Origin of the sequence: Flavihumibacter sp. CACIAM 22H1, from assembly GCF_001601815.1 — a bacterium.
Taxonomy (GTDB): domain Bacteria; phylum Bacteroidota; class Bacteroidia; order Chitinophagales; family Chitinophagaceae; genus Flavihumibacter.
Genome location: NZ_LUKG01000007.1, coordinates 26,876 through 43,492, shown reverse-complemented (window position 1 = coordinate 43,492; position 16,617 = coordinate 26,876). Strand labels below are relative to the sequence as shown.

General features: G+C 43.2%; 14 protein-coding genes. 3 read left to right on the top strand and 11 right to left on the bottom strand.

Features of this window, described 5'->3' with window-relative positions:
• The 3 genes from A1D16_RS03765 to A1D16_RS03755 all read left to right on the top strand — a co-directional run.
• The coding region (locus A1D16_RS03765; RefSeq protein ID WP_290707894.1) for a TolC family protein at window positions 1–1,080 on the top strand (1,080 nt) is incomplete at its 5' end.
• 10 nt (window positions 1,081–1,090) lie between these two features.
• Window positions 1,091–2,182, top strand: coding sequence for an efflux RND transporter periplasmic adaptor subunit (locus tag A1D16_RS03760; RefSeq protein WP_290707893.1), 1,092 nt, complete (start codon window positions 1,091–1,093; stop codon window positions 2,180–2,182).
• Window positions 2,179–5,265, top strand: coding sequence for a CusA/CzcA family heavy metal efflux RND transporter (locus A1D16_RS03755; RefSeq protein WP_290707892.1), 3,087 nt, complete (start codon window positions 2,179–2,181; stop codon window positions 5,263–5,265). Before A1D16_RS03760 ends, A1D16_RS03755 begins: the two co-directional genes overlap by 4 nt.
• 3 nt (window positions 5,266–5,268) lie before the next feature.
• Here the strand turns inward: A1D16_RS03755 and A1D16_RS03750 are convergent, their stop codons facing one another.
• The 11 genes from A1D16_RS03750 to A1D16_RS03700 form a co-directional block, all read right to left on the bottom strand.
• Window positions 5,269–6,381 (bottom strand): glycosyltransferase, encoded by a 1,113-nt coding sequence (locus A1D16_RS03750; RefSeq protein ID WP_290707891.1) that lies wholly within the window; start codon window positions 6,379–6,381, stop codon window positions 5,269–5,271.
• Between the two features lie 6 nt (window positions 6,382–6,387).
• Complete coding sequence (locus A1D16_RS03745; protein ID WP_290707890.1) at window positions 6,388–7,188, bottom strand: glycosyltransferase family 2 protein; 801 nt, start codon at window positions 7,186–7,188, stop codon at window positions 6,388–6,390.
• Between the two features lie 201 nt (window positions 7,189–7,389).
• Entirely contained in the window at window positions 7,390–7,938 is a 549-nt protein-coding gene (locus A1D16_RS03740; RefSeq protein ID WP_290707888.1) for a GNAT family N-acetyltransferase, read from the bottom strand.
• Between the two features lie 11 nt (window positions 7,939–7,949).
• Window positions 7,950–9,635, bottom strand: a complete 1,686-nt coding sequence (locus A1D16_RS03735; protein ID WP_290707887.1) for a capsule assembly Wzi family protein — start codon at window positions 9,633–9,635, stop codon at window positions 7,950–7,952.
• Between the two features lies 1 nt (window position 9,636).
• Window positions 9,637–11,034 carry an undecaprenyl-phosphate glucose phosphotransferase gene (locus A1D16_RS03730; protein WP_290707886.1) on the bottom strand — a complete coding sequence of 466 codons (1,398 nt, stop codon included), beginning with the start codon at window positions 11,032–11,034 and terminating at the stop codon, window positions 9,637–9,639.
• Window positions 11,035–11,051: 17 nt separating this feature from the next.
• Window positions 11,052–11,831, bottom strand: a complete 780-nt coding sequence (locus A1D16_RS03725) for a WecB/TagA/CpsF family glycosyltransferase (protein WP_290707885.1) — start codon at window positions 11,829–11,831, stop codon at window positions 11,052–11,054.
• A gap of 33 nt (window positions 11,832–11,864) precedes the next feature.
• Window positions 11,865–12,932 carry a glycosyltransferase family 4 protein gene (locus tag A1D16_RS03720; protein ID WP_290707884.1) on the bottom strand — a complete coding sequence of 356 codons (1,068 nt, stop codon included), beginning with the start codon at window positions 12,930–12,932 and terminating at the stop codon, window positions 11,865–11,867.
• Window positions 12,925–14,079, bottom strand: a complete 1,155-nt coding sequence (locus A1D16_RS03715) for a glycosyltransferase family 4 protein (protein WP_290707883.1) — start codon at window positions 14,077–14,079, stop codon at window positions 12,925–12,927. Before A1D16_RS03715 ends, A1D16_RS03720 begins: the two co-directional genes overlap by 8 nt.
• Before the next feature lie 3 nt (window positions 14,080–14,082).
• Window positions 14,083–14,910, bottom strand: coding sequence for a glycosyltransferase family 2 protein (locus tag A1D16_RS03710; protein ID WP_290707882.1), 828 nt, complete (start codon window positions 14,908–14,910; stop codon window positions 14,083–14,085).
• Window positions 14,907–16,076 carry an O-antigen ligase family protein gene (locus A1D16_RS03705; protein WP_290707881.1) on the bottom strand — a complete coding sequence of 390 codons (1,170 nt, stop codon included), beginning with the start codon at window positions 16,074–16,076 and terminating at the stop codon, window positions 14,907–14,909. Before A1D16_RS03705 ends, A1D16_RS03710 begins: the two co-directional genes overlap by 4 nt.
• Window positions 16,076–16,617: hypothetical protein (locus A1D16_RS03700; RefSeq protein WP_290707880.1), on the bottom strand; the 542-nt coding region annotated here is incomplete at its 5' end. The genes A1D16_RS03705 and A1D16_RS03700, both read right to left, overlap by 1 nt.

The following is a 16,617-nucleotide window of genomic DNA, read 5'->3' as shown; positions in this document are numbered from 1 at the left end:
CCATCAATCAGGGCAGAATGGAACCTGCGCGATCCGGAAAATAATAAATGGTGGCATGTTGGCAGAACGGGCCAGCAGGCCGTTGAACTTGAACAGTTGATAAGGCTGGGTGGAAAAAGAAAAGCCGACTTGCAACTGGCTAAAGCAAATACGGCTGTGGCACAGTTCAACCTGGAAAGCCTTTTGCGGAACCTGCTGCGGCAACTATGGAATAAAGCGGTTGACCAGCATGTTTTACAAGTTCGCAGTTACCGCTATGAACAACAACTTAAACCGTTTGCAGAACTGGTAAAACAGATTGAACTACAGGTGGAGAAAAAAAATCTTCCGGTTCGTGATCTTTTACGGCTGCAAACTACTTTTTTACAAATGCAGCAGGAACAAATGAATATCGGCGCCCTGTTAGCCCAGGCAAATGCCGACCTGCGTTTACTGATCGGAACAGAAGTTCCCGTATCCATTCAATTGGATAGCATTTCAATGCTTCCGGCTTCTCTGCCCGGAATTGACAGCTTGCTGGCATTGGCCCGGCAAAACAGGCCTGAATTAAAACTAAGCCAGGCAGAACTTCAACAAGCAGGCGCCCTGGTAAAATGGGAAAAGTCGCAGGCTATACCGGACCTGACCGGTTTTGCTAATTATGACCGCCAAAGCGGAGCCTTTAGAAATGAGTTTAATATGGGCATAGCCCTCCCACTTCCCTTTTTTTCCCGGAACCAGGGGGGTATTAAGGCGGCTAAGTTTCAACAACAGGCAATTGCGCACAAGGTCGACTTCCTGCAGCAATCAGTGGCAGAGGAAGTTCGGGTAGCTTACCTGCAATATATGAACCGGGTTAAACTCTGGGAAACGGGTGCCAGGTCTACAGATCAGCTCTATACAGAAGTAATGAAGGCAGCCATGGATCATTACCGGAAAGGAAACATATCACTCCTGGAATTTATGGATCTGTATGAATCCGGCCTCGAAACATTTAATAGCAAACTGGCTATGCTGGAAGCACTACTGGAAACGGTGATACAGGTAAATTTTGCTGTAGCCACTGAAGTGCTTCCCCTGAAAATTTCCTCAAATCTTTAAAATCTTAGGTATGTATTATTCCTCTTTTTATAGCTATTTATACCTGTTGGTTTTTATTGGTGTATTGTCCTGCGGGCAGCAACCAGCTCCTTCCGCCACGCCGGCAGCCAGTTCAATCATTCAAATACCCGATTCCAACTGGCATTCTGCAACGGAGCAGCCTGTTAGTACCGATCTGAAATTATTTGGCAAAATTGTTTCTGCCAATCATGCACAGGCACAGGTTTATCCTTTGTTTGATGGGTTGGTTACCCGGGTGGGCGTTAGTTTGGGTGAAGAAGTAAAGAAAGGTCAACTGCTGGCTGTTATAAAAACTACCCGTTTCGCAGAATTGGTGAACGAGCGGATGGAGGCGCTGAACCGAATTCGGGTGGCGGAAAAAAACCTGGAAGTATCCAAAGAATTACTGGAAGGCAAGCTGAGTACGGAAAAAGAAGTAATAATAGCAGCTTCCGAACTAAGTACTGCACAATCGGCTTTAAATAAGGTAGACCAAACCTATGCTACCCTATTACAAAAAGCAGGCGGCGATTTTAATGTAACAGCACCCATAAGCGGTTTTATCGTGGAGAAAAACATCAATGAAAACATGCAGGTTTCAGCAGATAAAATCGGTACCCTTTTCTCCATTGCAAGAATTGATACGGTATGGGTATTGGCCAATGTTAACGAAACCGAGATAGATAAAATCAGGATCGGCATGGAAGCGGATGTACAGACCCTCAGTTATCCCGGTAAAGTGTTTAAAGGAAAAGTAGATCGCATCTATAATTTTCTTGATCCAGATACCCACTCCATGCGCATAAGGATGAGTATTCCCAATCCGGATCTTCGGTTGAAGCCGGAAATGAGTACTACTGTATTGGTGCATTACCAGGAAGAAAAGAGCAGGGTCTGCCTGCCGGTGACGGCGCTGATTTTTGATGAAAGTAAATACTGGGTCTTGGTGAAAAACGAAGATAGCCAGTTGCATATTCGCCAGGTGGAAATTTACCGGCAAACGGATGATTGGGTGTACCTGGAAAGCGGTCTCCATCCGGGGGAACAGGTAGTAAAACAGCAGCAACTCTTATTATATAATCAGCTTAAAAACCAATTATGAATAAATTAATCAGATCAATCATTGGTTTTTCGTTAAAAAACAGGTTGCTGATAATTGCCCTGAGTGGTATCCTGGCAATTGCCGGTTATATGGGTTATTCCCGTATGCCGCTGGAGGCCTTCCCGGATGTTACCAATACCCAGATAATTGTGGTAACCCAATGGAATGGCCGCAGTGCGGAGGAAGTGGAGCGCCTGGTTACAACGCCTATTGAAGTGGCGATGAATGCTGTACAACGTAAGTCGGATGTACGTTCAGTTACCATGTTTGGCTTATCGGTTATTAAAATAATTTTTGAGGATGATGTGGAAGATTTTTTTGCCCGGCAGCAGGTTAATAATTTATTGGGGAATGTGGAATTGCCCGATGGTGTAGCGCCCGATGTACAACCACCCTATGGCCCTACGGGCGAAATATTCCGTTATCTGCTTACCAGTGAAAAGCGCGATTCAAGAGAATTGCTGAGTTTACAGAACTGGGTGGTAGACCGGCAACTCAGGGCCGTACCCGGTGTAGCCGATATCGTTGCTTTTGGGGGGCAGGAAAAAGTATATGAAATCGCCCTAAATCCGGTGAAGCTGCAGAGCTATGGAATAAGCGCCAACGATGTGTATAAAGCAGTTCAGGAAAGTAACCTGAACGTTGGGGGCGATATTATGCAAAAAAATCAGCAGGCTTTTGTAGTGCGGGGTTTGGGATTATTGCATTCGATCCAGGATATTGAAAACACGATCGTTACCAATATGAATGGCAACCCGGTATTGGTAAAAATGCTGGCTACCGTACGGCTGTCAAGCGCGCCGCGCGTTGGGCAGGTTGGCTATAACACTAAAAATGATGTGGTAGAAGGTATAGTGGTAATGCGTAAGGGTGAAAATCCATCGGTAGTGTTGGGGAAAGTAAAAGAAAAAATAGCTTTTATCAATGCGCAGGTATTGCCTTCGGATGTTCAGATACAAACCTTTTATGACCGGGATAACCTGATTGACTACTGCAAGCAAACCGTACTCAATAACCTGGTGGAAGGAATTGTGCTGGTTACAGTAGTGGTTTTCCTGTTCATGGCAGATTGGCGAACCACCCTCACGGTTTCGCTGGTGATTCCGCTTTCCCTATTGTTTGCATTTCTCTGCCTGTATTGGCGCGGTATGAGTGCAAACCTGCTATCATTAGGGGCCATCGATTTTGGTATTATTATCGACGGCGCAGTGGTAATGACGGAGGGAATTTTTGTGGCATTGGATCAGCTGGCACACCGTACCGGAATGGAACGGTTTAATAAACTTGCCAAACTTGGTCTGATTCGTAAAAGAGGAACGGAAATGGGGAAAGCTGTTTTCTTTTCCAAGTTAATTATCATTACCGCGCTTCTACCCATTTTCGCTTTTCAGAAAGTAGAGGGTAAAATGTTTTCGCCGCTTGCTTTTACGCTTGGTTTTGCATTGCTGGGCGCTTTGCTGTTTTCGTTGACCCTGGTTCCTGTGCTGTGTTCCTTTCTGCTTCGGAAAAATGTGCGGGAAAAAAATAATCCCATTGTTCATTTCTTCAATAAACTGGTGGTAAAAGGATTTGATACGGCGTTTGCCTGGAAAAAAACCACGGTGCTTGCCGCCTTGCTTGTACTGGCCGTATCCGTTTATTCCTTTAAGTGGATGGGCACGGAATTTCTGCCGCAATTAAATGAAGGTGCTTTATGGGTTACAGCTGAAATGCCGATGAGTATTTCATTAGAGGAAAGTTTAACCGTTACGGAAGCGCTGCGGATGGAGATGAAGGCGCAGCCTGAAGTGAAACAGGTATTGTCGCAGGCGGGCCGTTCAAATGATGGTACGGATCCCAATGGATTTTATTTTGTTCAGTTCCAGGTTGATCTCAAACCACTAAAGGAGTGGCCGCAAAAGCAGTCTGTGGAAGCGTTTATTGCCAGGCTGAACCAGCAACTGCTGAAATGGCCGGGCATCACCTATAATTATTCACAACCGATTGTGGACAATGTAGCGGAAGCAGTGGCTGGATTTAAGGCATCGAATGGCGTAAAAATTTATGGAACCGACCTTGCCGTGTTGGAGCAGTATGCAATAAAAATAACCGGGCAACTGGCAGGTGTGAAAGGGGTGGAAGACCTGGGCATTATCCGGAATATAGGGCAGCCGGAAATCAGCGTTTTGCTGGATGAAGAAAAAATGGCCATCTACGGCGTTACCAAAGCCGATGCGCTCAGTGTTATAGAAATGGCAATTGGAGGTAAAACGGCTACCCAGAAATACGAAGGGGAACAACGGTATGCTGTGCGGATCCGGTACGATACTGCCTTTCGCCGGTCGGAATCCGATATCCGGCAACTTCGTATTCCAGCCTCAAACGGCGTAATGCTGCCGTTGGGCGAAATTGCGGCTGTTTCCACGATCACCGGCCCCGCATTTATTTACAGGGAAAACAATCTTCGGTTTATCGGTATTAAATTTTCGGTACGTGACCGCGATTTAGGCAGCACACTTGCCGAAGCCAGGGCTAAAGTTGCAGCAGCTGTTCAGTTGCCCGAGGGCTACCGGATGGCTTGGGTGGGCGAATACGAAAACCAGGTAAGGGCCAGTGAAACCCTCGCAAAACTGGCCCCGCTCAGTCTGCTCCTGATCTTCGGCTGGCTGTTTATCCTTTTTGGTAATATACGTGATGCCGGATTGGTATTGACCAACGTGCCTTTTGCTTTGATCGGTGGTATTCTTGCCCTACATATAACCGATACTAATTTTGGTATTTCTGCCGGTGTTGGGTTTATTGCATTATTTGGTATCTGCGTGCAGAACGGGGTGTTGCTGATTTCTGCCATCAGCCAGTTTTTACGAAGTGGAGATGCGGTTCAGGCAGCCGTTCGTAAAGCTGTGATAGAAAGAACCCGGCCTATTGTTATGACGGCTCTTATGGCATCGCTGGGGCTTCTGCCCGCTGCTCTTTCCAATGGAATCGGTTCTGAATCGCAGAAGCCATTGGCCATTGTTATTATCGGCGGATTGATCACAGCCACCGTGCTTACCCTCCTGGTTTTCCCGGTAATTTACTGGATGGTAAAACGGGAACGCTGATGGTTATTGCCAGAAACATAGGAAAAAGAGAACCGGGTAAAGCACCCATTTAACAACGCGTCGGGTATTGGAATGGTAGATCGGCAGGTTATCGGTTTTGCCTTCGAAATTGAAGCGAAGTCCAAATTCATGGAAACGAAGGCGCGATAAAGAACCTTTCAACAGGCCCCATTCATAAATGAAACGGAGGCCAATTCCATACCCGATGATAGCGGGCGAAAAAGTATGTGCACGCTTAATGATCTGGATACCGGTAGCAATTGCTTCAATCAGTAAAATGCCTGCTACAAAATATACCAGGTTCCACCAGCTGGCTAGCCCGGTTATTCCGAGGATCGGTACAATAACCAGGCATAGCAGCAGGGTTTCAGGTGCTGTCAGGAAATCGTAGTAGGCATAGGCAGGATGTTGATCGGGCAGTATGCTATTCCCTATTCCATACCGGAACGGCCGGCTCCATACCCTTGATTCATTTCCCCACCAGGGATGGGTAACCGCTGCTTTGGGCAAACACATAAAATGGGTGGCTTTATTTCGCTCCCGCACATGGTAGCAGAAATCCACATCTTCACCGCCTCCCATCTTGGGATAAGCGGGTGAAAATCGTATGGGCCCAACCGCTTTCCGGCTGAACATGATATTGGCAGTTGCGCCCCAGGCGAATCGGTTTCTTTTTTTTGCGATGCCAAATACTTCCATTGCGCCGCTGGCAATAACTGCTTTGGTAAAGTTCTTGCTGGCTGGAGGCAGGTCAATCTGGCCAATAAAACCAATTTCATCCGGATTGGCACGGATGGCGGCGGCATATTGCAGCAGTATATCGGGTACCGGAATAATATCGTCGTCCAGGAATAAGATCCAATCGGCTTTTGCCAGATCGATGGCCCGGTTGCGGGTGGCCGATACCCCCAGGTTAACTTCATTTTTATAATAATGAACATTGGGCCTGGAACATACTTGCTCCAGCGCCTGGCTCAGTTCAGCCGCCGGGTTATCACACATCAGGTAAAAATTCAATTCCGTATCCGCTGGTTTTTCAAGGGTAAGAATCGGAATCAGGATATCTTCCGTCATGCGAAAACTCGGTACTATAACATCAATAGATAGTTGTTTCATATATGCTCAGGAGGCCTGGATATAACCATTTCGGCATACCCAATGGGGGTTTTTGGTGGTTTCAATAAATCTGGTTTCGTTTTGCTGCAGGTTGTTTCGGGTAGCGGTGTTATGATGAAGATGAAAAGCTACAGCAGCCATTTTCAACCGGCGCTTTTTGCAGCCGGCTTGTAAGAGGCGGGTGGCAAACTCAACATCCTCCCAGCCCCATCCAAAAAATTCGTTATTGTATCCGTTCACCCGGATGTAATCGGCCCGCCAGAACGCAAGATTACAGGCTTTTATATTTTGATTGCTGCCAGACTTCCGGTTAAACAAAAAACGCAGTAGCGGAAAATGTATCGCATTGATCCGGTTTCTAATACCTTTCGTCCAGGGACGTAAGGGCAATAAACCTGTCTGGATCATTTTCCTGGTAAGCGGCGCATTCAATAAAACCCTTGAACCCTGAATAAAACAACCGGTTCTTGCCGCTGTAATATGGTCGGCAATAAAATTGGGATGTAATAAAATATCTCCGTCAATCTGTATTATATATTCACAATTTGTTTGCCGGATGGCTTTGTTCAGGATCAGGCTTTTCCGGAAGCCTTTATCGGGTTGCCAGATATGTTTCAATGGAAGTTGGTAAACAGCCTGGTAATGCTGTATTAATTGACGGGTGGCATCGTAGGAGCCATCGTCGGCTATAAGGATTTCATCAGGTTGCCGGGTTTGCCGCAAAACAGTTTCCAGCACCAGTTCCAGTGCAGAAGGCCAGTTGTAGGTTGAAATAACCAATGCAACGCCATTAATTCTTTTTTCCATTAGTGGCTGTTTTGCAGAATTGTTAAAAAAGCAGGTTTTGCGATGACGGAGGCGGTTCCAGGGCCAACTAGTAAGGTTGACTTGGATGCTGTATAGAACAGGGTAATACATCCAGGATACTGGAGTAAAGCAGGTGGAATTAGAAAGGGTGATTTCATATACCAGGCAATTAGGCCTGGGATACTGACAGAGGATTTTCTTTTATCGTTGTATGGGATTCTTTATTTCATATATAAAATTGGGCTTTACCGGTTCGCCATAGTAAGCCTGGTCGATTTCGCCGATCTTAACCGCACCAAATGCTTCAATTGATTTTTGCGACCGGAAATTGGTGGCGCCTATATGAAATAATATTTTATTAACATACTTGAATGCATGTTCCACCATGCATTTTTTTAATTCCTGGTTGTATCCTTGCTGCCAATAGTCCAGCCCCAGGAATGTGTAACCAATAAGTATAGACTTGCCAATAGGATCAAAATCATAGTAACGGGTACAACCCATCCACTTACCCGTATCAAGCTGCTGAATTTTATAGGCACCTCTGCTTTCAATTGCACCTTTGAAGTATGTTTCAAATTCATGCAATAAGTACCTGTTCTTATTTGGGTGCTGGCTCCATACCAGGGGGTTGGCGGCTAGTTGATAGATCTTGTCAAAATCTATTTCTTCCAGAGGAATCAGCTGAATCCGAGGAGCAACAAGTTTTGCCTGTTTCCAGTTGGTGTAACTATCAGGGAATTCAGCCATACAAAGCAGATTTAAAAAAGATAGCCAAAATTAAGTCCAACCTGAGCATGGTTGATATTTTCTTTCTGATTATCCAGGGTTGCTGGTTGTTCTTTATGCCTCCATTGATAGTTAAAACTACGAATTACCGAGATATTAGCCGTTATCAACCATCTTTTTTGTTGCCATGTTTTAGCTCCGTGCAGTACTAAATCAACCCAATGTGAATTAAAATTACCTGTATTATTAAAAGCCTTATAATAGAAATCATTGTTACGGACTATGCGTTCAAAAAGAAGGCGAAACCGGGTTTTATTCTCGTAGTGCCAGTTTAACCCGATGCTCTGGCTACTACTGCCGGGTCCTATTCCTGCGCCCAAAACCTGCCCCTGATGTGTATATCCATGTCGTACCTGGTAATGTGCATACCAGGGTTGCAAGGCCCGAAGCATAACAGTGCCCGGTACCTGAAGGTGGGTTAACTCTGTAAAGAATTCCAGGTCTTTTTTTCGATCCCTGGTAAATAATTTCCGTATCCCAATGATGTAGGCACGACTATGTTCAGGCTCTTGTAAAAAATCTGTAAGGTTCCCGGCATGGTCATTTCTACCCCATTCCCCGTAGATTTCTGCCTGCTCTTTCTCAAAAATCCATCTGAAGTAAAAGGATAGGAGTTGATCTCGTCCGAAGCTGTTTTCATCTCTGGCATTCCCTTTGAAAAAAGCCGTAAACACCGGCAGATATCCATTGAGCCCAGGTTGAATAGTATTGGCATATTGAAAAAAACTCCGGATAAAGCCTAGTTCTAACCCGTTTACCCATTTGGGCTGCCAGTTTACAACCATTGCATTGATATACCGGTTTGCTGCCGGTTTAGGTTGATACAGCGGAGCGCCTTCAAATAAACGATTGGTGTCGGGAGGCAAAATACCGCTGTTTTCTAAACGACCTGCAATGAGTTGCCATTCAAACTTGCCTAAAAATGTTTTATGTGGCCGGGTTGAATTAAAGGTAAGGTGATAAAAGCCAGGGGCATTATTGCTCATGATCAACGCGTTTCTTGTACCCGGCCCCCACCACAAATTTTCTGAAGAAAGGCCGAGCGACATGCCTGCATAATTTATACGCAGGCTTGACTGGCCGGGAAACAATTTGCTAATAGAGCCTCTTCCGAATTGTTCTGGTTTGTCAATGCTGTTCAGGAATTCATAATAATAATACCAGGCACTATCCGATTGTGCCCTGGAGAATCCTGGAGAGGATTTATTCTCTGCAACGATAAATTCTGGCTGTAGCTGCAGCGAAAACAGGCCCAGTTCTGCATATATGCCGGCTGTAGCGCGTAATTGATAGCCATTGGCAGGGTAGAGGCTGCCATCGTTCCACCCGAATGAATGATGCGTGTTATATTGCTGTTGCAGGCTGGCCGGTAACAGCCGCCAGCTACCTTTACGCTTTAATAACGGTAAAGCACTGGTAGGTAGAATGCCGGTTGCCTGGTACATCAATGAATCATAGTTGGATCTGAGCACCGTTTTTACCGGCCTGATCATTGATGTGTTTAGCTCTTTGTAAAGGCCTTTAAGCTCATTTCTTCTGATGGCGTCTTCTACTAAAGTAGATCCTGCAGGAATTGTTTGCGCCCGTATTGTTGTAGAATTCAGCAGTAAGTAAACACCATAACTCAAATACAGTAAGTTTCTTAATAATCCATCCATTTTAGAAAGCGTTTTTATCTCCCTTAACCATATTAACAAGGGTTTGAATGATGATTTGCTGATCTATCCAGAAAGTCCAGTTTTCCAGGTACCAAACATCGTGTTCCACTCTTTTTTTCATGAGGTAAGCATCTTTGGTTTCGCCTCTGAAACCATTTACCTGTGCCCATCCTGTAATGCCCGGCTTAACCAGGTGCCTCATCATATAATTTTCTACACTATCTTTCGATTGTATATTCAAAGGAACGGGGTGTGGTCTTGGACCAACAACCGACATTGATCCGAGCAGTACATTAATAAACTGGGGTAATTCGTCGAGGTTGGTTTTTCGTAGAAATGCTCCAATTTTAGTAATCCTGGGGTCGTTTTTGGAAGCCTGCTGGTATTTTCCGGATTCATCTATATCTCTGCTGCTGGCAACCATGGACCTGAACTTATAGCAATTAATAGGTTTGTTATTTAATCCCCATCTTTCCTGGCGGAAGAAAACCGGCCCTTTTGAATTGAGTTTTATCAGTAATGCAATAATTGGAAAAAGCCAGATAAATACCAGGGAAATGATTAGCAGGGAAAATACGATATCGAAACAGCGTTTAATAATTTTATTGTCAAGGTTATCAAGCGGTAGATTTCTTAAACTGATAACGGGCATTGTACCAAGACGCTCTATACTAAGTTTTCTCGGGCCAAAACGTTGGTAATCCGGAATAATGCGAACTCTTTTACCCTCCTTTTCGCCTATGTTTACGATACGCTGCAACACCGTATCGTCGGTTGTTTTTGTAACAACAATATCGTCCGTTTCATATTTGGCAAGTACTTTATCAATATCCGAGATATTTCCCAGGTAACTGCCATTTAAGCTTTGAATACTTTCCTCATCAATAAAGCCGGTAAGCGTATATCCATAATTTTCACGCTTCACTACCTGCTGATAAAAATCCATACCATTTACTCCTGCGCCTACAATTAACACTTTTCGTTTCAAGTGGCCAGCCGTTTTTAGTTTTTTGAGAATAATCCGAAAAACGATCTTCTGAACAGGAAGAAAAATCAGCAGGAGTATTAGTTGTAATATCATCTCCGTCCTGTTGAATCCATAGTCTTTCAGAAATAGAATAAATGCGAATGCGCTGATCATGGCATACAGCAGCAGCGACTTAAGAAAAGATACCCATTCAATCGAAAACGGCGTTTCTCTGTAATCCTGGTATAAACCCATAAATCTTGCAGAGATAAACCATAATACAAGGCAGCTAAGTATTGTTACCAGATTATCACCTTTAAGGAAGTATTCGTTTTCGTTTTTCCAGTAATGAACAAACAAAATGATCAAAAATAGTACGACAATATCTGCCGCTATTTTTATTCTAGTTGAAAAAGGATAGGTTACTTTCATAGAAAAGGTGTTAGGTTTTAAAGAGATGGTTTTTTGAGCTTGTGTTTAAAGCCGAGTAACTCAATGCCCGCAAATAGTACAAAGGGCGGAATGGTAGAAAAATAACGTTTCCATAATCGTCTGGGTTCCTGGATAAGTCGGTAGAGCCACTCTAATGAAGCATTCTTCATCCACAGGGGCGCATGTTGGGTATTCCCAGCCAGGTAATCAAATCCGGCACCAATGCCAAGTAGCACGCCTTTCCGGAGCTGTGCATGATGCTGGCTCATCCATTGTTCTTGTTTGGGAGCACCCAGTCCAATCCAGATAAAATCCGCGTCTGACCGATTGATTTGCTGCAGGAAGGCTTCGTTCTGCCATTCTTCCATCGGCGCAAACGGCGGGGCCAGGCATCCGGCAATAATAGTTCCGGGATATTTTTTCTCGATTGATTCTTTTAGCTGTGCCAATGTTTGCGGAGAACTGCCAAAAAAGAAATGCCGAATACCATCTTTTCGCCCCCAGTCAATAAAATTTTCGAAAACAGTTGGGCCAAACAGGCGGGTGATTTCCTTATTTCCTTTTAAATGGCCAACAATTTGAAGCGGTTTGCCATCAGGTATTGATAAATAAGCGTTATTGATAATTTGCTGGTAGCTGGGATTCCTGAACCCTTCCATCATAGTATGTACATTGTTTACCGTCACATACATGCTTTTACCTGCGGATTTCGCTGTTGTTCTCAAGAGGCTATAAAGTGCTTCATAACCTGGAATACAATCAATTTTATTGTTTAATATCGTAATCTTTGAATGCATATCAGACCGTTTTAAAAACAGCTTCCAGCGTTGTTAAGTGCTTGGAGATAGTATATTGTTCTTCAAATTTTCGTCTGCCGGCCTTTCCCATTTTTCCTGTAAGGCAGGCTGATCCAGCAATAGTTTTAATTTATCAGCGAGTTCTTTTTCATCTTGTACCTCGTGTAAGAGCCCTTCTACCCCCTCGGTTATCAAATCCGGAATGGCTCTCCAGTTTGTACTGACTACTGGTAAAGAATACATCATAGCTTCCAGGATGGATACAGGCATCGCTTCCAGTGCATAAGTGGGCAGGCAGAAAATGCTTGCACTCCTGAATTCCGCCCACTTATTATCTCCCGTTTTTCCCCCTAATAATTCTACGTGTTCGGTGAGCTGATTATCAAGTATATATTGCCTGATATGAGTTTCCATTTCTGTGCTATGAGACTCCCCCATAATACGTATACGGAAATCTGACAGCAGATTTTTCAGAATAGTTGCAGCCTTTAAAAGTAGCAGGACGCCTTTTTCTGGTTTTAGGTTTCCGACAAATAAAATTGAATGGGGCTTCCTGTTATATTGCTTCCAAGGGTCTATTGGTCCTGCAACATCTTCAATTCCATTGGGTACTACCCAACAGTTTTTGGGCTGAAACCAATTGGTCTCTGTCTTTAACCAGCTGCTTAAAACAATGGCGTGATCTGCCCTCGAAAATGCTTTTTGCGCCAGCCATTTTTCTGGAGCGGAGAGTTTTTCAATAAGTTGATTCAGCCCCCCGGCATGGAAATGCAATACCAGTTTTTCTACTCTTGGTCTTGCATAGAGCAGCGTAATTATATCCCGGTAAAGGGGAATTCTATGAGGGCCTGCGGGCGGATAATATAAAATATCTATCGGCGTTGATTTTGTAGATCGGCGAATTTTAGCCAGTAGCCGAAAAAGCTTGGTGATTTTTGATAATTTGAATCGGCCAATTTCAGCAACAGCATCTGAATAGTCGAGCCGTATATGTTCTTTTACGCACCAATCCGACCAGTCGGCATTCACCAGGTATTGCTGCATTACAGCTTGCCCATGAAAGGGTGGGGGCGTCTGTGCAATAACTACAATTTTATTCATATGTCCCCCTTTTGTTTTTGTGGTATTGGACCCTATGAATAGCTGTTACCGTACGGGCGGCAGCAACTTCATAATTGTATTCTTTCAGAAGTTCTTTAGCATTTTCTGCCAGTTGCTTCAATTCCTGGGGATGATCCATGGCGAAGGTCAGGGCCTGCAGAAAAGCGGCTTCATCCAGGGGGTCAAATACAAGTCCGGTTTCCTGGTTTCTGATCAATTCTCCTGCTGCACCGGCATGCGTAGAAATCAGAACCGGGCAGTTGTTTTGTACTGCTTCGTTTATTACAAGCCCCCAGGTATCTTGCCGGCTGGGTAAAATCATGGCGTCCGACTGCTGATACCATTCCTGTAATGCAGCATTTTGCAGAAAACCCAGCGGATGAAAAACAGCGGAATTATAGTCCGGTTTAATTGCTGCGAGCATTGTATTAGTTCCGCCTGCCATTACTACTTTTAACCTGTTCTTATAGGTTGCCGGCAGTTTTTCTACGGTGGAAATTAAAAGGTCTATTCCTTTGTGGTGTTCAAAATGCCCTACGTATAAAAGGGTAAAAAATTGGTTATCTTTTTTATTACAAGCAACTTTTTCAGAAGCTGCTACCGCATACGGAGCTACCTGTATCTGATCTGATAGAAATCCAAGGCTTATCAGGTAGTTTTTAGCCTGGTAGCTTCTGGCAACGGCACCATCGGAAAACCGGGTGATCGTTTTCCGGAGAAGCTTTCTGATTAGGCTGATGCCGGCTTCTGAAGAGGTTGTGACATCGGATACCAGTAAAAACTTTGCCCCAGCCAGTTTAGAGGCAAACAAAGCAAACAAACTTCTAAAACCAAATTCAATGCTTAGTACAACTGATGGCCGGTATTGTCGAACACGCTTTAAAACAAAAAAAGGGAAGTAGGTGGTGCGGAATAAGGTGGTTTGATTGACAGTGGTTGATTTCTGTTCAATTTTCCAACTATTTTCTATCCTATACTCAAATAAAATGCGGTTGTTGTCGATATTCCAGGCCCTGTTGGCTTCGGAATACTGATCAAAATAAAACAGTATGCTTCCATTCAGTGCCTTGTGCAGGGCATTGAAATATTCAATATTATAAGGTGCTATAATATTGCCAAAGTATAGTATGTTTTTAGCTGATTTCAACAATTATCTTTTAAAATTTAGTAGCAAAAGTTTAATTCGGAGCTTTAGGTATACCCACCAATAAGAAAGTTTGAAGGATGCTTTTTTTTGTTTTTTTTCTGCCCACTGATCAAAAGGAAGGTAAGCACGCTTTTCTAGTTTGGCTGCAGAGATATGTAAGGAATAATCGTGATACAATTGATGAAAGGCTATTTGTTGCAGGTTAATTCGTTTAAACTGATTGTTTCTGTACAGTACCAACGCATCTGGAAGCGAAGCCATTTGGAATTGTCTGTTTAGTCGTAGAAATAGTTCGAGGTCTTCTACACTGTAAGCAAGTGAATCGTCGTACTTGTTTTTTGAAAAGCAATGCTTTCTAAGTAATACCGAACAATGAGCAATTCCCATTTCTCCTCTTTTGAACTTTTGATCGATAAGTGCGGGTGTTTCTGGGAAATGATAGATTTTACCGGGGGCGTGATCATCTACAAAATGAAGAATTTGTGTACCCACAATATGGATCTGTGGATTTTTTTCCAGAAAGTTTACCTGCTTTTCTATTCGTTCTGGAAGATTAATATCGTCGGCATCACATACAGCTATATAGTTTCCGCTGCAGTTTGAAACGGCAAAGTTTCGGGCATATCCCCGACCATAGTTTTTGCCAAGGTTATAATACTTGATTCTTTTATCGGTAAATGACTTTATTATGGCATCGGTTTTGTCAGTGCTGCCATCATTAACTATTACCAATTCAAGATCGGAATAGGTCTGTTGGAGAACCGATTGTATTGCTGCAGTTAAATATTTTTCTGCATTATAAACGGGCATTATTACGCTAACTTGACTCATCTCATGACTTGTTTTTGATCGAACTGAAAAGAATAAAGCATTAAAAAATAGAATATAAACAATACATCAAAGTAGATGAATACGTTATCAGTAAAGAAGAGTATATTCATGTAAATAGCTAGTGCTGCCGTTAAGAAATTGGTTACATACGAATAGTACAAAATAATCCAGGCAATAAAAATCGGGGGACCTAGTTCAAAGAATACTTTTAGAACATCAGAGTGCAGATTTACTAATTGATATCCTGCCCCACTTAAAAAAGTATTTATACTGCCAAGGCCGAAACCCAGTAGCTCTGTTTGTCCAAAATGTGCAAAAATGTCCTGGTAAACATTGTAACGACCCTGTGTAATAAAGTTTGAGCTTACGCCAAATGTTTCCTCAATAAGTGAATCGAATTTTCCGGTAAAAAACAGGAACAGAAGGGTTACTACCAAAATATTTGATAGAAATAGCAGGAATTTATTCTCCGCAGGTTTAAACCTGTTTCGGCTGATTTTCTGTACCAGGTATAATACGCCAATTACTACAACAGCGAAAATAGCAATCCGTTTAAAGGATAGTAATAACAAACCGGCTGCCAGGATGCTCATTAGTTTGTTTCTGTCCCACATGAAAACCAGTAAAAACATTCCAAATTGAAAGGAGTAGTTCGACTCTGATTCTAATTCAGACGTTAAGAAGGCAGAGATGAGTTGGCCGGGATGTGTGATGGCTTGAATTATAGGAATAAATTTTTCTGCCAGGAAACTTAATGTAATGGTATAAAACAGAAGCTGTACCCCTTTTTTTAAATCAGTTGTGGGTAATAATGCTACTATAAGCAGGGCAAATAGGATTGGAGATACGACAAAATACACTTCTGCGTAAAACCTTGGATTGCTGAATCCTTTTATAAAGTTAATTGCAAAGGCGACTAGGAAAAAAAGCAACAGGGAAGCCAGGTAGTGAAATCGTTTATTCTGTTTTAATTCTCTGATATTTATAAGAATCTTGTTTTTCTCCAGTAGAATTATAAAAAACAGGAGGAACGGCATTCCATATTTAAGGTATTTAAACGGCTCCCAAAAGGATGCAAGAAACAGGAAAAATCCAAATAGGCATAGTACGCCATAATAGATTAGCTCTTTCCTGGTAAATGTTGTATGGTAAAGTCTTGTCAACATTATTTTTTTGCTACTCCCTGTTTATAAAGTAGAAATGATTTATAGGCTGTTTGGGGCAACAGAGCACGAGCATCTATCAGTGATATGCCTAACTTGGTGAGTTCATGCCTGCATAGCAGTAATAGGAAAAATTCGTTTACTGTCCAGGCGATGGCTGCACCAGTAGTGCCCGCGAAATAGGCTCCGGTTAATGTGAAAAGAAGGCTGCAAATAACAGAAATCTGTGTGGTTTTGGTGTATTCGATGATTTTGTTCTGCTTTACGAACAGTTGCAGTAGCACTACGTTATTAAGTACATTCGCAACTAAGGATATTATCATTATCATGAAAACCGGGATAGCGTCGGCAAACTCCTTCCCCAACATAATAAGGATGATGTATTTGGAGCCAATGATAGCGCCAAAACAAAGAAGAGTAACGCCGTAAAATAATCCGGGTACAATATATTGCCGAATGGTGTTAAAGGCCTTTTCGATGTTTTCTGAGATGCTACGTGAAATGTAGGGGAAAAGGCTTTGGTTGATGGGCAGCGCCACCATAC